Origin of the sequence: Luteolibacter sp. (assembly GCF_039920825.1) — a bacterium.
GTDB lineage: Bacteria > Verrucomicrobiota > Verrucomicrobiia > Verrucomicrobiales > Akkermansiaceae > Luteolibacter.
Map to the genome: position 1 here is coordinate 108,993 of NZ_JBDSCX010000070.1, position 20,046 is coordinate 129,038.

General features: G+C 57.6%; 9 protein-coding genes. 4 read left to right on the forward strand and 5 right to left on the reverse strand.

Going from position 1 to position 20,046, the window contains the following annotated elements; all coding sequences use genetic code 11:
- Positions 1-36: 36 nt before the first annotated feature.
- Both ABIQ96_RS20660 and ABIQ96_RS20665 read right to left on the reverse strand, forming a co-directional pair.
- Positions 37-3,411 carry a hypothetical protein gene (locus ABIQ96_RS20660; RefSeq protein ID WP_348216534.1) on the reverse strand — a complete coding sequence of 1,125 codons (3,375 nt, stop codon included), beginning with the start codon at positions 3,409-3,411 and terminating at the stop codon, positions 37-39.
- Between the two features lie 48 nt (positions 3,412-3,459).
- Positions 3,460-4,980: an alpha-L-fucosidase gene (locus ABIQ96_RS20665; protein WP_348216535.1), complete on the reverse strand. Its 1,521-nt coding sequence runs from the start codon at positions 4,978-4,980 to the stop codon at positions 3,460-3,462.
- A gap of 159 nt (positions 4,981-5,139) precedes the next feature.
- On the opposite strand from ABIQ96_RS20665, the gene ABIQ96_RS20670 reads away from it, so the two are divergent.
- Both ABIQ96_RS20670 and ABIQ96_RS20675 read left to right on the forward strand, forming a co-directional pair.
- Positions 5,140-6,078 (forward strand): hypothetical protein, encoded by a 939-nt coding sequence (locus ABIQ96_RS20670; RefSeq protein WP_348216536.1) that lies wholly within the window; start codon positions 5,140-5,142, stop codon positions 6,076-6,078.
- Between the two features lie 908 nt (positions 6,079-6,986).
- Entirely contained in the window at positions 6,987-10,550 is a 3,564-nt protein-coding gene (locus tag ABIQ96_RS20675; protein WP_348216537.1) for an Ig-like domain-containing protein, read from the forward strand.
- A 136-nt stretch (positions 10,551-10,686) separates the two neighbouring features.
- On the opposite strand, the gene tyrS is transcribed toward ABIQ96_RS20675, so the two are convergent.
- From tyrS to ABIQ96_RS20690, 3 genes are all read right to left on the reverse strand, one after another.
- Positions 10,687-11,868: a tyrosine--tRNA ligase gene (gene tyrS / locus ABIQ96_RS20680; RefSeq protein WP_348216538.1), complete on the reverse strand. Its 1,182-nt coding sequence runs from the start codon at positions 11,866-11,868 to the stop codon at positions 10,687-10,689.
- Between the two features lie 129 nt (positions 11,869-11,997).
- Positions 11,998-12,690 (reverse strand): sulfotransferase family 2 domain-containing protein, encoded by a 693-nt coding sequence (locus ABIQ96_RS20685; protein WP_348216539.1) that lies wholly within the window; start codon positions 12,688-12,690, stop codon positions 11,998-12,000.
- A gap of 86 nt (positions 12,691-12,776) precedes the next feature.
- A complete protein-coding gene (locus tag ABIQ96_RS20690; protein ID WP_348216540.1) occupies positions 12,777-18,506 on the reverse strand; it encodes an MG2 domain-containing protein in 5,730 nt (1,909 codons plus the stop codon).
- 134 nt (positions 18,507-18,640) lie between these two features.
- Between ABIQ96_RS20690 and ABIQ96_RS20695 the strand changes: the two genes are divergently transcribed.
- Together ABIQ96_RS20695 and rpmB are read left to right on the forward strand one after the other, a co-directional pair.
- Positions 18,641-19,618, forward strand: coding sequence for an alpha/beta fold hydrolase (locus ABIQ96_RS20695; RefSeq protein ID WP_348216541.1), 978 nt, complete (start codon positions 18,641-18,643; stop codon positions 19,616-19,618).
- A 78-nt stretch (positions 19,619-19,696) separates the two neighbouring features.
- Positions 19,697-19,960, forward strand: coding sequence for a 50S ribosomal protein L28 (gene rpmB, locus ABIQ96_RS20700; protein WP_348216542.1), 264 nt, complete (start codon positions 19,697-19,699; stop codon positions 19,958-19,960).
- Positions 19,961-20,046 lie beyond the last annotated feature (86 nt).

Below are 20,046 nucleotides of genomic sequence, written 5' to 3' on the forward strand. Positions count from 1 at the left end.
TTCGGGTAGAATAGGTTTGTTTTGGAAAGGGGGGACTTACGCCAGGGAAATAGTGAGGATGTCGTCTTGGCCGTTGAGGCGCTCTTTCCATGATGTGACCGCAATACGGACACCTCCGGAGCGATAGGGATTTTCCTGACGCGAAAATTCCAGCGGTACGCCGTTCATCTCAACGGAAACAGGTCCGTGCCCTTTTGTTCCAATGCGGTAGATCACTTTGATCAAATGGCCAGTTAGGTTCAAACTCGCTGTCAATCCGTCGAGGTCGGTTGGAATGACCGGGTCGATGATGAGTGACTCGGTTTCCACACGGATGCCGAGGAAGCACTCGATGATGAGACGCACGCCGATGCCTGCGCCGCTGGAATAGACACGCCAGCCGCCTTCCAGATCAACCTTGCTGTTTTTCACGCGATCGTATTCGTCGAATGCTTGGTAGCGGTCTTTGAAGGCGGCGTCGGAGCTGGAATAGTAACAGTTTGCCTGACGCAGGGTGGCGGTCGGCACAAGCTCGCGGATGGCGATCGGATTGGCCTGGCAGAGTGCTTTGAAAAACGTATCCGCATCGCCGAAGCGGGCAAGGGCCTCGCAGTAGCGGAGATGCGCGTGGGTGTACATGATGCCGATTTCGCGGCCGAAGTAGCTCGCGCTTTCCGCCCGTTGGAAATACGTCTGCGGCCCGCCGTGATATGCGATCGGGCGGTCGAACAGGCGCGCACCGTCCGGACCTAGCAGGTGCTTCCTGATCAGGTCGAAATGTTTCCTGGCCTGCTCCGGTGTGAACATGCCGTTGATGATCGCGTGGATCATCGGCAGCACACTGTAGGAAAGTCCGGTCGTCCGGTCCTGCGGGTGGACGAGAAGATCGGTTTGGCCTCCCACGTGGAAATAGGCGAGGCCGGTCACGACATCGTCCACGATCAAGGTGTTTTGGAATTCGCTGAGGATGATCACGGCTTTGGCTTCGATTTCTATCGCCCGATCTTCTTTTCCCACGCTTCGGAAAGCTTCGGCCAGCGTGATGAACGTCTGATAGTTGAGTGTCACGGTCCACGAGCTGCAAAGCTGTTCCCGCATTTCCGCCTTCACCGGTTGGAGGGAATCGTTCCAATCCCCGTGGCCGTACGCCGCGAGGCTGGTTCCGGCGATGACCCGGTTTTCGATCAATTCCAGCGCGCGTTCGACGTGTTGTGAGACCGTCGCTTTTTCCGCCGCCGCATCTCCGTCGAAATGGAAGTAGGGCAGCGTTTCATCGAGAATTCCGGCATCGCCTGTCGCTGATAGATATTGGGCCAGCGCAAGCACCGGCCAATAGACGATGTCTCCGTGCGAGTCTCCCGGGCGGATGTTCCGCTCGCGGTCAAAGAACATGAACCACTGCGGCCAATCGCCATCCGTGTTCTGCTGGCGGAAAACACGCAGCAACAAATCGCGCACCGCGTCGAAGCGGCCGAGCGCCAACAAAAGCTCCAGCGGCCCCTGGCACACATCGCGCGTTCCCCAACCGCCACCGGAGTATTGTTCCAGCCCGCGGGGTGATAGATAGTGAACCAGCGCGTTGTGGATCAGCCACGGGAAAACCTCCACCATCCGCCCCGCGGCGGGAGCTAGGGCAGATGCTGCCGGTGCGGAAATCTCCAATCCCGAGTCGATGGTCTTCCAGAAATCAGCGAGATGGTGCGACTCCAACGGGACCAGACATCCCTCGATGACCAGCCCCGCCGCCAGACAAGGTGCGGTGACAAAGCAGACAAACGGCTGGCTGCGAGAGACTCCATCGGAAAACAGCAGCTCGTCGCCGCCGATCGTTTCGATCTCCACGCCGGCAGCCGGAGTGATGCGGAATCCTCCATCGGGGAAACGGCGGCCGACATCGCAATCCGGCACCGCCTTGATGAACACATCCTTGCCATCCACCTCGCGCCGGAGCGGAACGGACGTGCTGCCGTCGTCGCCATTGATGGCCACATGATGGGAAATCAAAAATCGGGCAACAGGTCCTTCCAAAACCGAAATTGATAGAGTGAGCTCGTGCCTGTCATCCGGAGCGGTGGCCACCACCTCGATCACTCCGCCCGCGTGTTTGTAAATCCAGCGGCAGGAATCCAACGCCATTCCGAATGCGGAGGGCTGTCCGAGCAATTGCCAGCTGCCGTCGATTTCCACAAACACCCGCTGCCCGTGGCTGCGGAAAAGCCCGAGGTAGGTGTGGCAGGTTGATAGAAATCGATTGATGCTCACATGCCCCTGCGTGATCATCGAGTGGAACACGCCCGCCATCCATGCGGTGGAGGTGAGCGAGGATTCGTCTGCTGTTAGCGATCCACCGGAACGCAGCAAATGGCCGTGAGGACGCAGGACTTGCAGTTCCTTTGCCTTGAGCACGACATGGCTGGACTCGTCCGTGAAAAACGAGAGCAATCGCCCGCCCTCACGCTCTTCATGACGCCGGGCTTCGCCGAAAAATGTGGGGATCTCGCTTTCGTCGAGTTCCTGTGTTTCCAAAAACGGAGCGTTCGAAAAGAGTCCTCCGGTTGGGTTTGTCTTGGTGACGATCGGAGTTCTTTCAGGAGCGTTGGCTTCCGGCTGTGCCAGAACCGCATCGATGGATGAAATGTCCGTGGTCGAGGTCGCCATGGGTTTATCCACTTCGAACATTCCGTAAAATCCGCGCTGGATTGTCGCTCCGGGGGCGAGTGTGAAAGCCTTGTCCTGTATGCACGCCATCGAGTGTTCATGCTGATGCCGATCGCCCTGCAATCCTTCGGTTAGGCCGATCGGTTGTCCGCCGGCACGAGTGGAAAGCCCGTGAAACTGCAGCGCATCCGTGGCATACGACACCCCGCGGCCCAGTGAACCGATCACCGTCCAGGGACAACGTCCGCCCATCGATTGGTTCTGTCGCGATGCGACGGCGAAGCCTTTCTCTGCATGCTCCAATGGCGTGTGATCGACATACTGGCTGACGTAATATTCGTTCAGCCGCACCGCTCCGTAATGGGCGAGTGCGAGGTCCTGCGTGTGAATCAGATCGCAGGAAACCGGAGTCGCACCGTTGTTTTCCAACTCCACGTGCCAGAACCACGCGGGCTTGCTTTCGGCCAACACCAGTGTCACCCGAAACGACAAATCGCCCCATTTCCCGGATGCGGAGAATGTCTTGCCGTCACTTTCATAACAGGCCGCGCTGCCCGGCCCGAGCAGCGGCGTCGAATCCGGCTTTTCCCCGAGCAGGCGGAGGAAAATATTCGCTGGCCCGCCTTCGGCCTCATTGCCAAGAAACAGATTCAGAATGATATCGCCATGATCCATCCGCCGGAGCGATCCATTGGCGTTCATCTCCACGCTCAGACCTGAAGAGCTGGCAAGGCGGACCGGTCCTATAACCGGAAACTGGGTTTGCTTTTCCATGGGAAGAGTCTGCCCACCCTCCCGGATTTTGCAACCAAGTCGTGTGGCTCAGTTCCTGATTTCGATGATTTTGAAGGCGAGGGGAGAATCCGGCAAACGTGGTGGCAGTTTGATGTGGAGGGATCCGTTATCCTGAGAGAATTCGATTTTTTCCTGCGACCCCAACAGTTCGATTCGGGTGATTTTCCCATTGCCGCCGAGAGCCTTGATTTCGAGATCCTTGCCGGGTTTGCCCAACAGGATTGCGTAAAAAGCGGCGCCCTTGGTGGTGAAACGCACGTCGCCCTCGCCGAATTGTTGCCAAGGGCGGGTTCCGTAGATTGCGTCGCCATTCACATCGAGCCATTTGCCGATTTCTAACAATGTGTCCTGCTGTTCTTTCGGAATCGTGCCGTCCGCCATGGGTGATAGATTGAGCAGGAAGTTTCCGCCCTTGCTCACGGTATCGACGAGCTTGGGAATGATGGAATCCGCTTTCGAAACCTTCATGCCCTCGGTGTAGCCCCAGGTGCTGCCGATCGGGTGATCGACCTGCCACGGTCCGGGACGGATGGCCGGAGGCGAGCGGCTCCCGATTTTTTCGAAATCGATGATCGAGCCGACCTGTTTGAAATTGTCTCCACCCGGCGCATAGGCGAGTCCCTTGGTGCTGATGGAAACTTCCTTTTTCCAGCCGAGCGCCCGATTGTAATAATGGGCGGCGACGCGGAGTTTCAAAGGATCGAGTTCGCGGCTCTTCGCGCCGTTCACTCCGTTGTCGAACCAGAGCATGTCTGGCTGGTATTTGTCGATGAGCTCGATGTTGCGCTCCACCCAGTCGGTGAGGAACTCCGTCAGAGCCGCCTCACTGCGGTCCGCGTAGTGATAGATGTCCTTCCACTCGGGATCGAATAGATCGACCTTTGCCGCCTTGAGTCGCGCCGCCACATCTTTGTTAGGATTGATGAAGGTGAAGTTTTCGATGCCGTGATTCGAGACCCCGAACTTGAGTCCCTGTTTGCGGGTGGCAATGCACAGTTCGCCGATGAGATCGCGGTGAGGCCCCATGTCCTTGGCATCGATTTTCGTCAGCTTGCTGTCCCACAAGGCGAAGTTGTCGTGATGCTGAGCGGTGGGCATGACGTATTTCGCACCGGCTTTGCGGAAGAGCGTGGCCCATTCGTCACCGTTGAATTTTGTGCAGGTGAACATCGGGATGAAGTCTTTATAACCGAATTTCTCGACGGGTCCGTATTTCTCCTCCTGCCACTTCAATTCGGCGGCATACAGGTGCTTTTCATACCATTCGTTATGCCTCGCGGGCACGGCGTAAACTCCCCAATGCAGGAAAATCCCGAACTTGCCATCCTCGAACCATGTGGGCGTCTTGTAGTTTTTTTCGATGGACTCCCAGGTGGCTGCGAACGGCCCGGGAGCGAGCGGGGATCTGACCTTCGCCACCGCCGCTTCGGAAATCGCGACTGTGGCGGGTGGCCCCATCACACCGGGGTCGAAATGTTTCGTGTAGTCGTCCTGCGCCCGTGCCGCGGACGAAAGTGCGGCGATCGCCACTGCGGTTTTAAAAATCATGGAACCATTTTGATCGCAGCTGCTCACCGTCGTCATCCCCGATTTGCAGACACGATCGGGTTATATCAAACTGCGGAAACGACGATTCCTAGCGGGTGGAAAATCGCCGTGTAAATATAGTAGCTTGATTGCGGCAGATTTCTTTTGATGCGACCCATCATGAAAACCCCCTATGCCATCGGACTGGTTGCCGCGTCGGTCCTGATCACCGTCGCCGTTGAAGAATCCCGCATCTCGTCGCTGCGCGGGAATATGGAAACCATGCAATCGGTCGCTCCCGCGAAAGCTCCCGCAACAGTCTCCGCCGCACCTGCTGAAGAGCCGGGCGCTCCGGTCAAAACGAAAAGCCGTTCCGAGTTGGCACCGGCAGCGCCTGTCAAGGAAGCCGATACCACCGAAGAATCCTTCGCCAAGACCGCCCGCAAGATGTGGGACAACCCCGCCGGGAAATCCATGATGAACCAAGGGGTGAAAATGGCGATCGGCATGATGTATCAGGACTTTGTCGATGGCTTGAACCTGTCGAAGGAAGAAGGCGACTACTTCAAGAATTTGTTAGGAAAGGAGATTGCCGATCAACAGGAGCTCGGCATGAAGATGATGGGGGCAACCCCGGAGGAACAGAAGACTCTGGCCGAAGAGCTGAAAAAACGCGGAGAGGATAACGAGGCCGAGATCAAGAAATTCCTCAACAGTGACGAGGACTTCAAATCGTTCACCGATTACAAGAACCACCTTCCGGAACGGCAGCAACTCGACGGGATTCGCGACGTAATGAGCACCAAGGGCGCGCCGCTCGATGCGGACACCGAAGCGAAACTGGTCGACGCCATGTATCGCGCGCGGACCGAATCCAAGGCACCGGATCTGTCAGGACCCAACGCGATGGATGAATTGGCCAAGGGCAATATCGTGGAAACCTACGAGAAAAGCTGGGAGGTCCAGCAGGAGGCCCTGCGTGCGGAAACCAGCAAGATTCTCAATCCTACCCAGATGGAAGCCTTCCAGGACTATCAGAAACAGGCGAAGGAGATGCAGTTGATGGGCCTCAAGATGGCGGAGCAGATGATGTCCGGGAAAAAGAAGGCGGCGAAGTGAGGCGCTGGAGACCTTGGACCCCTGGTGTTTGATTGTTTGTTAATTGGATGAGCTATGGGTGGCTCATATTTGAGACGCCGTTGATTGAGAAAGCTCATGCAGAGGATCTGAGGCCCGAAAAAGGGGGCAACACTGGCCGTGCAGCGTTCAATGCACTCGCAAATCGCCCCCGCTGGACGCCTAGGGACAGACGTTCCTGCCTGCTAAGGCACAACGTATCTCTTCAGGCTGGGATCTCAATATCGCCTCCACTTGCAGGCCTACCTCACGAACGGCGACGCTATTTTGATAGAGAATGGATTGACATTGCCGCATGCCTTAACCACATACCCACTTCGGTATCAAAATTTATCCATTTTACCATGAAATTGATTAGGCGTTCCTGGGAAAAATCCACCAGTCCAGAATACTCGCGGGTTTTCCTCGCTGCCATCGCAGCGTGTTGCGTGCTGTTGGTTCTTGCATCCAGACGTGAGATTCAGCGGGTGGATCACGCTGCCTCGGAACGAGATTCAGCCTCCAAGGTTGACGAATTTAAAACCTGTCCGAGGGCCGAGGCAGATCCCCTTATTGCGCTTCAGGCCCCATTGCAGAATGCCGAAGGCAATTCGCCATCCCGCACCGCTCCCCCAGCACCGGAAAAACGGCAGGGAGCACCATCTCAAGTGGAAATTTCCCAGCTCCTCCATCAGGCCAGGCACAAGGTCATGCCGGTCAATGGAGCTGCGACGGAACTTGAAATCAATCGTGGGGCCAGCCATTTCATGCAAAACAGCGAGCAGTCCCTTACCGCCAGATTTGGAGAAGGCGGTGTGCGGCTGGGCTCCTCGAGGGGGGAGTCCTGGCAGGTAGCGCTCCGCTATAGCGGTGCCAGCGCGTCCAGTACCATGCGCCCGGAAGCTTCCCGAATGAATATCCAGCACCCCGATGGAGTCGTGGAATGGTATGAAAACTCTGCAAAAGGCATCGAGCACGGCTTCATCCTCGGGACCCGCACCACGGACACGGGGACCCGCGATATCCGCGTCTTCATGGACGGCATGGTGCCGTCTCAATCTGGAAATGACCTGATCTGGAGTCTCCGCAATGGCGCGAATGCCCTCGCCTACAGCGGATTGCAGGTGAAGGACGCCACTGGCGCCAGGATTGAGGCGCAAATGCAGGCCGCAGGAGACAGCCTCGTCATTCAGCTTCAGGATTCCCACGCAGTCTATCCGGTGTATGTGGACCCACTCATCACGCGAGTCACGGCGAAACTCGTTCCTATCAATCTGGGCGATGGCAATGCGGGAGACTACTTCGGAAATGCCATCTCCACCGACGGCCAGACGCTTGTGGTGGGGGCAATGCAGGATAATGAAGCAAGAGGCAGCGTCTACATCTTCACCCGCAGCGCTGGCGAATGGATCTTCAAAAGCAAGCTGAACCCCTCCGACACTGCCTCGCGCTCGAAGTTCGGCACCTCTGTAGCCTTTCAGGGAAACATCCTCGTCGTGGGATCACCCGGAGATGGCTACTCCAGTGCAGGTTATATTTACGAAAAAGCAGCAGGGGAATGGACGCTCAGCGCAAAGGTTTCCCCGCCCCCGGGCCTTGAGGGCGTTTCTATCGGTTGCTCCGTGGCCGTGGATGATGGCGTCGTGATGGTGGGCGCGGATGGTTACACAGGCGGGTCGCCCGCCGTGATTGGAAAGGGTTACGTCTATGTCTTCGAGAAAGTAGCGGGCGTCTGGACCCTGCAGCTTCGCTTGGAAGATCCCGCCGGTACCACCAATGATGAATACGGTGCTGCTATCGCCATCAAAAGCGGTTACGCTTACATCGGGAAGCCTGGGAAAAAAGCCGGGGAAGTGATGATTTATAAAAAGGGCGGCTCGTCATGGACCTACGTCACCCGCGTCTACGGAGTCAGCAAAGGGGATCGCTTCGGGGAGTCTCTTGCCACGGATGGTAGCGCGCTCGCGGTGGGCGCTCCTTTTGATAACACCGCCGTGGGAGCTGACGCCGGCAGTGTGACGGTTTTCAGAAAGTCCGCGGAAGTATGGACTTCGGAAGCTACCCTTACCGCGACGGATGCCGTCTCGCACGACTATTTCGGCAGTTCCGTTGCCATTCAGGGCAACCGCCTCCTCATAGGTGCCCTTCTTGGCTACAACAGCTACGGATGTGCCTACATCTTTGAAAAAACCACCAAATGGAGTCAGAAGACGCGTCTCATCCCTTACAATACCTCGCCCGATGGCAGATCCGGCCACTGCGTCGCCCTGGTGGGAAATACCGTGTTGGTCGGCGCCTACCAATCAGACACCTACGCCCACTGGTATGCAGGCATCGTGAATGAGTACCGTCTGAAGTCCGGTGTCTGGAAAAATACGGACCTCATCACCGCTGGAGACAGTGGATTCTATATGAACTTCGGTTCCGCGCTGGATATGGATGGGCAGAGGATCGTGGTAGGGGTGCCACGAGATAGCAGTCCCTATGGAGAATCAACAGGCAGTGTCTACGTTTTCCTTAAAATCAATGGTGAGTGGCAGATCGAGACAGTCCTCATGGACGATTCCCCCACGACCGTTGAATACTTCGGCAGCGCAGTGGATATTGAGGGGGGCTGCCTGATGGTTGGCAATCCACAGGATGTGAAGATGTCCGCCACGCCGGGGGATGGCACACTTTACCGCTACGGCTCTGTTACCTGTTTCCGGAAGGGGGCCAAAGGCTGGGCTGCCGAGGCAAAAATGCGGCCCAAAATTTCTTCGGCATCTGATAATGATCGATTCGGCAGTTCCATCTCACTCAGAGGAAATACCATTTTAATTGGAGCGCCCGTGTATTCCACTACCCCCTTCAATAGTCCGGGAGCGGGTTTTCTGTTCAGCAAGGTCAACGGCACCTGGGTCCAGCAGGCCCGCCTGATCGTAGCGGGCTCCACCAGCTATTGGAAGGTCGGGGCCTCGGTCGCCCTCGGGGACGGGCAGCTGTTCCTGAGTGCGCCCGGGCACTCTGATGCCAGCTATCACTATGGCCGCGTCTTCGAATTCACGGGCAGTGGCACCAAGTGGAAGGCAGGAAGCGGCATCGGCCCCTCCGTCTGGGAAGGGTATGGAACCTTTGGCTCATCCATCGCTCTGGATGGAGACTCCCTGCTGGTGGGATCATGGGCCGATAACGCGGGTGCCGGCCAGAAAGCCCGCGTCTTCCGCCGATCCGGCAGCACTTGGCAAGAGGAAGCCGCCCTCGTATCCCCTGATGCAGGGGATACGAGGTCACACACATTTGGTGCCTACGTGGCTCTCAAGGGAGATCTCGCCCTCGTCTCGGATACCAGTGACTACATGCTCGGGCAGCCGTTGGCCGGCAGCGTCCATGTCTTCAGAAAGCAGGGCGGCACATGGTCGCGCACCCAGAAACTCATTGCTCCGGACGCCAGCTCATACGCCTATTTTGGCACCCCGATTGTTACCGATGGCATTTCCGTTCTTACCGCGGCAACCAATGAAACGATCGCCAATCCGCTCACCGGAGACATCACCGATTATCGTGGCAGCGTTTATCTCTTCGAGTTGGGAGAGGCCTACAGGACACTGGAAGTCATCGGGCAGGACAATTTCTCGGGTCAGTCCGCCCTCCTCCCACGCACCGGTCACTTGCTCAGTTTCCCATGGACTGTAGTGGGTGGGTCCAACCTTTCTGAACAACTCATCCTTAGAAACAATGGCGTCATTCCCATTTCCGGGATTTCCATCGCCATCGAGGGCAAGGATGCTAGCCAGTTCCGCCTTGCCCATCCTTATTCGGACAGTATACCGACCACCTTAGCGACCTCTCTGGCACCCGGTGCGGAAGTCAACGTCTACCTCTACTTCTCACCCATCGTCAGCGGGGTGAATAAATCCGCGAGCCTCCGCATCACCAGCGATGACGGGGCAGGGGATTATCAGATTGGCATTAGCGGCCTCGCCAATACCAAGCCTCAAAATACTGGCGGCACCTATATCTGTTTCGCTGGGCAACCCATCGTCATCTTCGCCAAGGATCTCGCCATGGACCCGGACGGACATTCCTTCGTCTTGAACTCTGGCAGCACCCCGTCGCCGGGAGGAACCATGACTGCCTCCGGAAATAAACTTACCTTTGTCCCGAATGCCGGCTTCACCGGAAATATCGTTTTCTGGTACTACATCACCGATGAATACGGAGCCTACAACCAAATCGTCAATACGATGACCGTAGTAGCGGCTCCCGCCGCGGGCGATGCGTTCGCCGCCGCCCAGCCCATCAAGCGCCTGGATGCAAATAGCCTCGAGGTTCTCCTAAAGGGCGAGAGCGGCGTCAGCTATCAGATCCAGCGTTCCTACGATCTCCAGGCTTGGGAAACCCTCGGCAGCGCAGCGCCCGTTTCGTCAGGAGATCTGAGGTTCATGGACTATCAGAACGCCAGTCCCAACGCCTACTATCGCCTCCTGAAATAATTCTGTAGCAGGGATCTCCGTTCAAGGGGCCGTTGGATGCGGCCCGTGATTCCACCCAATCCCGCCGACCCGTCTTTCTAGCATGTTCGGCGGTACCAGAAGGGTGCGACGTGCCTGCACTGTGTGGCGGTCGTTTTCAAACCAATCTCACCGCGTGCTTTTTCGAGAGCTTGAGGACATCGCCCGCTGCCGGTGAGATGGCGGAGTTGGGGTCAGTGAGCTTTTCGCCGTTGAGCTGGACGGAGCCGGTGGTGATGAATTGTTTTTTCAACTCGCCGTTGGATTTCTCCACACCGAAGGCGGTTTGAAATGCGAACGCGCTGAGGGAAAGCACGGTGAGCTCGGCGGGAAGATCCGCTAGGGAAATTTCCGGAAGCTCGGCGGCGGCGAGGTCTTTTTTCGAGAAACGCGTGTCCCAATCGGCGCGGGCGGCGGGGCCTGCCTCTTCGCCGTGGTAGCGGCTGGTGAGTTTCTCGGCGAGGGACTTCTTTGCATCCATCGGGTGGCCGGACGGATCGCGGGCTTCGCCTAGCAGGAGGAGGTAGTAGCGGTCCATCAGCTCGTCGGAGACGCTCATGAGCTTGCCGAACATTTCCTGAGGCGCGTCGGACACGCCGACGTAGTTGCCATAGGACTTGGACATTTTTCTAACGCCATCGAGGCCTTCGAGCAGCGGCATGACCATGACAACCTGCTGCGGCTGGCCTTCTTCCTTCTGGAGATCGCGGCCGACGAGGATATTGAAGAGCTGGTCGGTGCCGCCGATCTCGACATCGGCGCGGATTTCCACGGAGTCCCAGCCCTGCATGATCGGGTATTGGAGTTCGTGGAGGCGGATTTCCTGCCCGGCATCGAGACGGGTGCGGAAGTCCTCGCGCTGGAGCATCTGTTGGAGGGTGACGCGGGAGTTGAGCTTGAGGATTTCCTCGTAAGTCATTTTACGGAACCAGTCACCATTGTACACGATCTCGGTTTTCGACTTGTCGAGGATCTTAAACGCCTGGTCCGTGTAGGTCGCGGCGTTCACCAAGACCTCGTCGCGGGTGAGCGGCGGGCGGGTGGCGGAGCGGCCGGAAGGATCGCCGATGGTGGCGGTGAAGTCGCCGATGAGCAGGACGGCCTGATGCCCGAGAAGCTGGAACTGGCGGAGTTTTTCCAACGCGACGGTGTGTCCGAGGTGGATGTCCGGTGCGGTGGGATCGACGCCGAGCTTGATCCGCAGCGGACGGCCGAGGCGGAGTTTTTCCAGAAGTTCCTTTTCGGAAAGGACCTTGGCGGTGCCGGCGGTGAGTTGGGCAAGTTGTTGTTCGGGCGACATGGAAGAGAGGAAAACGGACAGGAAGGAATTTCCCGGAGGATGCCTTGGGAAACGGGCATGCCAAGTCTGGATTGAGGAACGCCTGCGGCACCGGGTTCCGGGCGGGAGGGTGTGTGGCAAACCGTTGACTTAGAATTCGTAGCCGAAACGGCGAATCTCGTCGGAGAAAAGTTCCTCGATCCTTGCCTTTTCGGTGTCCCCGTAAATTTCCTGATAACCGGCTTCGTTTTTCCTGAAGCGCGATTTTGCCCGCGGAAGTTCGAGCTTCTCGGGGAGGCTCAAACGAAGACGGATGGCCTCCAAATCTTCGGCGAGATTTTCAAATCGGCAGATGCTGTCCACAACGACGGCATCATCGATCGTATAAACGCCCCAACCGTTTTTCCTGAGAATCACCGGAGCGTTGGAATCGATGTATTCGGAAAACGGCGCACGCGGCTCCGCACGGTTTTTCCAATAGTAAAAGGAGACGGCCCGGTCCCACGGATTTCTCTCCACGCAGAATTTGAAGTAGCTCTCCCAGATCTCTTTCCCGATGCGCGCGCGGACTTCGGCGGCGGGGATATGATTGTAGTATAACGGCTTCTTGCGCTTTTTGCGGATCAAGGTGATGAAGTCTTTAATCCCATATTTCCACCATGGCGCGAGATAGTTCTGGGGACCCGGATAGCCGAGGTTGCGTCGTATTTTTTCATCCTCTTGGGTGATCGGCGTGATGATGTCATCGGGTCCGCAGAACTTCGACAGGGCGATCTCGATGGAGGTTCCGGCCGTCTTGGTCGTCTTGAGAAAGATGAATTTGTGCCGATGCGAGATGATCACGGACGAGGGAAGATGATGGTGTTCGCCGGGATGAGCGGAGTTCCCAGACGACGGCGAGGATCGTGAAATCCCACATGGTCTGGCAATCACTTTGTCGTGAAAACCCGTGACGCGGATAGCGCGAAATTCTCCGGATCATACATCGACTCGACCTTGGCGGGCGGAGCGGTGGCTTGGCCGGCGAGAGTGCAGCGGGCGAGGTAGGTCACGGTGTAGGTTCCTTTGCGCCAGACTTCATCGAGGAAAAACGAGGCCCGGTTGCTGCGGAGTTCGGAGTGGCTGACATTCCAATCGTTCTCACTAGTGCTGACTCCGATAGCGGCGCGCTGGGATTTGAAATCGGTGTTTACGGTTTCAAATACGCAGGGCAACGGGTCCTCAATGACGAGATAGCGGGTGTCGTCCTTCGGAAGGGTGACGCGGAGCGAAACGCGGATCAGATCGCCGATCTGTGGATCTGCTAGAATGGTGGTGGTGCCGTCTGCGTTGACGCGTTCGTAGATGCGGTCGATCGAAAGTCCGTTGGTGGCGACGGGTTGGGTCGGAGTGACCTTCGGTTTCGCCGCGACATTGATGCGGACGAACGCCTCGCGATCGGCGGATACGGAGAGCTTGAGATCGGGCGTCAATCTGAACGAACGCGATGCGGCGGGCTGGTCTTCCGTTAGGAGAATGGCTTGCTTGCCGCTGCTGGTCTCGAAGGCGAGGTTGATGCTCTCGCCGTTGACGTCATGCTTTTCGGCATACTGGGCCAGTGCCATCAGGCTCCAGCCGTTCACCCATGTCGTCCGCCAGTGGCCGTAGGGATTGCGATCGCGAAGCATGCGGTCAAGCACCTTGGTGGCTTCGGTTCCTTCCGGATCGACGAGCTGCCAGGCGATGAGATTGTAGGCTTCGTCGGCGGACCATGGCATCCAGTTGTCGTTGCGGGATTTGAATGGGGTTTTCGAAGTGAGAACGGATTTGGCTCTCGCCAGGTTTGCTTCGTTGCCTTCGTCCTCCATGGCGATGGCGGAGGCAAGCAGGCAGCGGGCACCCGGTGTGAGTTCGGCGATGCGATCGACCAGCACATTCTGATAGGCGGGCTGCGGCGATCCGGCCAAGGCCAGGACGAACAAGCTTCGGGCGTGGATTTCGAGGGCGGATGCGGATTTTTCCTGATCAAGGCCGTGCAGGCTTTCGATCAGGTTTTTCGTGAGCGATTCCAATGCGGATGGTGGGACGTTCGCACCCTTTTCCGCGGCCATCATCAATCCGAGTCCGGCATAGGAGGTGGCCCACGGCACGGATTCGGTGCCGCCGGGCCAGTAGGCGAAGGAGCCGTCGGGGAGCTGCATGGAAAGCAGGCGGTCCGCTCCGGCCTGGATGGCGGTGGTGACTTTCTCTTCTGAAATGCTGGCGAAACTCGGGATGACGGAGCTCAAGGATTCCACGGTCAGCCAGGGGATCAACGAAGACGTCGTCTGTTCGACGCAGCCGTAGGGATAGTGGAGCAGGAAATCGATCGAACCTGCGGCCTCGACGAGAGGCGAGCGGGCGAAAGCGAGATCGATGTCACCGCTGCCTTCTAACAATCGTGGGTCAAGCTGTCCGAGCAGGTTGAGTTTCGCGCCGCTTTTCCCGAGGCTGACGAGTTTCGTCTGGCGGAGGAGTGGCATCGGGTATTCCACTTGGAACCGGGTTTCCACGGCATCGGATAGAGCGCGGGTCAGTTCGGGAGTCAGGTTTTCGTTTTTGAGGGAAACGGGGGTGGCTTGGAATTGGAGCACGGCTTCACCGGTATTGTCGTCACGGCTTGGGAAAATCACGGTCGTGGATGCTCCCGCAGCGAGAGTGATCTTCTCGGTGGTGGAACCGACGGCGACCACGCACGGTGTTTCCTTGCTAGTGGTGGTGTTGTACTTGATCTCCCAGGTGCCGCTGTGAGTGGAGGCGTTCTGGACGAGGACTTGGGGAGTGAAGGTATCCATTTGGTTGGCAAAGCGCGGCGCCTTCGGTTCCAACATGAGATCCTTTTTCACGACGATCGCTGACTCCGCCTGGCCGAATCGAGCTGCGTCGTGGTGGGCGACGGCGATGAGACGGTAACGCGTGAGCGTGTCGGGAACTTTGAAGGTGTGGCTGAATTTCCCGGAAGCATCGGCGACAAGCGCGGGAGCCCACGTGGCGCAGGGATCGAAATTTTTCCGCATGAGATCGGCGAGTTTGCTCAGGTCACCACCGCCGCCGATGAAGAATCCCTTGTTGCTGAAGTCCTGCATTTCGGGGTCTTCGGAAATGAAGGTTTCGAACGAGGTTCCGGCCTTCACGTCGAGATTCCGCGGCTTGTAGAAGTAGTCCATCGGTCTTGGAGTTTCATAGCCCATGACGGCGAGCGTGCCTTCGTCTTCGGCATACAGGGTGACTTCGGCGCCGGCGGCGGGTTTGCCGTCGGCGAGAGTGACGGCTCCGATTAGGGTGATTTCATCGCCGGGGCGGCACGAAGAAGGTGTTTCGAGGCTAACAGCGAGTTGGTCACGGAGATTTTCAACGATGAGTTCGCAGTAACCGAGGCGGAGTTGCGGTTCCTTGTGATCGCGGGCGGATTCCTTCGCGCCTTTGATGATGAGAATGGAGACGTAGGCATTGGGCGCATCGTCGGCGGACAAGGGGATTTCGACGACCGGCTTGTCTGCCTTGAGCTGCACTTGGAACGAACGCAGGACTTTTTCGCGTTCGACGGTGACCAGCGCGGTGCCTTCGATGGGTGATAGAACCAGCACCCGCGCGGTTTCGCCGGGTTTATAGGATTTCTTCTCGGCGACGAGCTTCACGCGCATGCCGTCTTCATAGAGCCATGGATATTCATTGGTTCCGTAGGCGTTGAAATAAGTGACGGTGGCGAACGCGCGGCCGTCGGGATCGGTGCCGCGGACAGTTAGGAAATGACGGCCTGTGGATTTCGGCGTCACGATGAAGTCGTTGCCCTGGCCGGCGGATTTCGCGGGATCGAGGGTGAGTTCGGTCGTGCTAACGGTTTCTTCGGCGACATCGTTGCGGGTGGTGGTCGCACCCGAATCGGTGCGGGATTTCACGGTGGAATTCACCTCGCGGGTGAGAGTGGCGGTGACCTTGACGGCTCCTGGAAAAGGTTCTCCGTTGGTGTCCGTGGCGACGATTTTCAATGGCAACGCGTCACCGGCGCGGACGAGGCTATCGTTGCGGGAGATGCCGATGTAAACGGACGCGGGATGGACCGAAGTGGTGGAGGTGGACGTCAGGGTTTGGTTGTTGGCGTCGGTGACTTCCGAGGAAATGGCGACCTCGCGGGTGGTGGGGAATTTCGCCTGCGGGATTTCCACAGGGAGCGTGGCTTTGCCATCGGCGGACAACACGGCCTCGCCTTGGTTTTGCGAAACCTGGCTTCCTGAATCTTCTTCATCGTCCGAGCGGTAGCCGAAGTAGTGATACCAGTAAGTCCAATCGTCAGTGCGGTGGTTTCCGAAAAGATAGTCGCGGAAACGTTCCGGGTAGGGATTTCGCGCGGTGACGCGGCTGAAGTATTTCACCTTGCCGGCGGCGACGGGTTGGCCCTGATAATAGGTGGCTGATAGATCCGCCGAAAGCGTAGTGGCTCCCGTGGCGGGAGCGGCGACGGATTGTAAGACCTCGAATGAGTTGCGGCGGAATTCCTCAACGCGCAACGGGATTTCAAAGCGGCCGCTTTCATTGAGGGCTTCCTGTTTTTCCCAATCGTCTTCGAGTGCCTCTGCCTGAGCAAGTTCTTCGGGGTATTCGAGACGGATCATGTGGGTGCCGGTTTTTCCGGCAGGCAGGGTGAAGGTGAAATCGAACGAGCCGGACTCGGAAATCGTGACCGGACTGGAGTGGATTTCGTTTTCCGCAGGATCGATGATCACGATGCGGGCCGGGCTTGCTTTCGCTGCCTCGACGGTATTGCCGCGCAGGCTGCGGACGATGCCTTTCATTCTAACTTTTTCGCCGGGGCGATACAGCGAACGATCGGTGAAAAGGAATGCCTTGCGGCTCGATTCGACCGGTTCATTCCACGAATAGCGGATCGGGAAATGCCAGAGGCCGACAGTGTCCATGGTGGAATCGAAAGCAGTTAGATAGCTGTCTGCCCCGAGCGTGGCGTGAAGATGACGTGCTGTGTCCGGCCGAGGCACGGAGGCAAGGCCGGAGGCGTCGGTGGTGGCGGAATGAAGGGCGGCCGCGTCCTCGCCGAAGAGTTCGAGTTTCACTCCGGGAAGCGGCACCCCGGTATCACAGGAGAAAGCGTAGATGAAAGCATCCTTACTCGTGAGTTTCCAGGCCAGTCCGATGTCGGTGAGCTGGAGCAGGGCTTGGGCATTGCGGCGGCCCTCCTTGCCGCTGTCTTTGTTAGGTGTGCCGGTGATGTCGATGAAGAGAGCGGCGTTTTTGAGGTTCGCAGGCAGGATTTCATCCCAGCGAAGGGTGATTTCCTTTGAGGTGTCCACGGGATTTTCGAGCGCGATCTCCTTGTCGAAAATCGTTTCCCCGGCGACGAGCGAGTAGGGGAGTGGGGATGTCGGTTGGACGGTTTCTCCATCGTGGCCGCTGCCGGTGTATTGGCGGTAACCCTGATAGGCGCGGACGAGATCGGTGCCGGCGAGCTTCTTGATGCGGACGTGAAGGCTGGTGATATTGATGGTTTGCACCCGATAGATGCGGCTGCCGTTGGCAAGCTGGGCCTCGTTGTTCGATGGCAGGACGAGTTCCGGGTCGAGATGCTCGAAGGTGATTTCCTTGGTGGACGGCGAGGCGAGGTCGAGGCCCGCCTTGGAGGTGAACGGTGGTCGCATGGTGACCGTGTATTTTTCGGCATCGGCGAGGTTTCCTGATAGGTAAAGCTCGCGGCCTTCGAAGCGCGCGCTGAGGTTTTCAGGACGCGGGGTGATATCGAGGCATTTTGTTAGGAAATCCACCGGCAGGAACTCCGAAACGGGATGGTTGAATTCGATCACAATCTGGCGCGGCTCATCCGCTGTGACGTAGGCGTTGATATTGGCGACTTGGAACGGCTTGATGTCGCCGACGTCATAGCTGCCCAATTCGGAAACCTGCGCGGTCGTTGATCGGTTAGGAAGCCCTTTGAAAACCGAAAGCACCCAGCCATCGGCGGCGGGAAGCGGAGTCGCCGGGGTCACCGATAGAATGAACGGGACCGGGCTGTCAGGTGCCGGCTCGCCCGCCTTTGTCCCGGGAAATCGATCCGTCCATGGCTTGTAGTTGCTCGCATAGTATCCGGCTCGTTCGTAGGTGGGATGCTCGACGCGGGCGGCGACCCGCAGTCCTGATTTCGAACTGAAGGAAATGAAATTCGCCGCGACTGCCGGATCCACAGCATCATTGAAAACGATCAGCCACTCGCCGGTGGATGGTGAATAATCCGATGACCAGCGGTTCGGCGCATTCGACGCCATCACGCGGAACGGCTCGCTGGCGAGTGTGGCGAATTTTCCCGCAGGAACCGCGGACCCGTCGAGATACGCGTGATTTCCCGAAATGGAAAACGTGTAGTTCGCACCGATCACCGGGGCGGAATCCGGAATCAACTGGGCGATGTTCGGTGCCTTCCAAAACAGTTTGCCGGGCATCGCGGGTTGAACTTCCACCCACTTGTTTTCGACGGTTTTTCCCAATTCCGTCGCCGCGACGGCCGGAGAATCCAACACGATGTCGATCTGCGATTCGGGAACCAGCGAAGGAGTCGAAACGACCAACCGCGGAGCCGCGGAGGCGGAGATGGAAACAGCCAAAGTGGCAGTAATTGCAGACAGGAGATTCTTCATGGGGAGGTGAATTGACAATTCGCTATAACATACGAGTCGGCTCTGTTGGAAATTCATTTTCTCCGGGATGTTTCTTAAAATTCCTCTCAAGGCTCAGGCATTGCTCTTTTCTCAAATCCTGCGAACTTACCCGCGTGACCCAACCGTCAGTTTCAAGAATCATCCGCGGGTGTGCCTGCATCGCGGCACTTGTGCTGACCACGTGCGCGCCGAAATACACGCTGGTGAACCACGTCAATGAGGCGAGCGCCAAGTCGGACTCGTTCGGCTACCGCAAGTGGATTTCTGAAACTGTCGATCCGGACGTGGTCATCATAGGAATCCACGGTTTCTGTGGTGCATCCATCGATTACGCGAACCTTGGCAACCACCTGCTCCAATACCAGCCGAAAACCGGCCTTTACGCCTACGAAGTGCGCGGGCAAGGCAGCGACCCGATCCGCGAACGCCGCGGAGACATCGGTGATCCGAAGGACTGGTATCGCGATTTGTTCGCTTTCACCCAACTCGTGCGCGAGCAGCATCCGCATGCGAAAATCGTGTGGTTCGGCGAGAGCATGGGGGCCTTGATCTCGGTTCACGCGCTGCGCGAAGCCCCGGCGAAAGATCCGCTTCCCGATGGACTCATCCTTTCCTCACCGATCGTCCGTTTCCGTGACGACATTCCCGCTTGGACTCCCGGCTTGGTGCAAATCGCCGCAACCACCCTGCCGCTCGCCCGGATTTCCCTCGAAACCCTGTCCGGCGGTCAGGATATCCAAATGACCCAGACTTCCCATCACAACGAGCAGGTCCAGAAGAACTCCTACAACGTCGAGAAACACACCCTGCGCCTGATCGGCACGCTGGGCCGCCACATCGATACGATGAACGATTGCGCCGCCACTTTCCGCCAGCCGGTCCTCGTCCTTCATGGCGGAAAAGATTATTTCAACAACGATTCCGACGTCCGTGGCTTCGTCGCCCGCATCCCCTCCGGGGTCTCGAAAACGTATCACGATTACCCGCAAGCCTACCATCTGCTGATGTATGACGCGAAACGGGAAACCATTTTCCGGGACATCGAGCGTTGGGTGAATCTGCTGCGGAACGACCGATTGAAGAAACTTTAGGCGGAAATTGTCAGGATTCGTCTTGACGGGTTGGTTCTCATGGCCATTCTCCGCGTCCCGCAACCACCAATTTCTATTATGGCACGCATTTGCAGTATTCGAGGAACCCGCGTCCGCTCCGGCGGCAAAATCCACCGTTCAGGTTTGGCCAAGAAAAAGGGCGGTATCGGTCGTCACGTCACCAAGGTCGTGAAACGCACCATTTCCCCGAACCTCCAGACCAAGCGCATCTGGGTTCCTGAGCTGAGCAAGTTCGTGAAACTCAAGTTGAGCTGCCGCGCATTGAAGACCATCAATAAGAATGGTGCCTTCGTGACGCTCAAGAAGGCTGGTATCGTCTGATTCCCTTCTGAATCGATTTTCAAAAACAGCCCGGTGGAAACGCCGGGCTGTTTTTTCGTTTTCACCATGGACTGCGCTTTGCCACC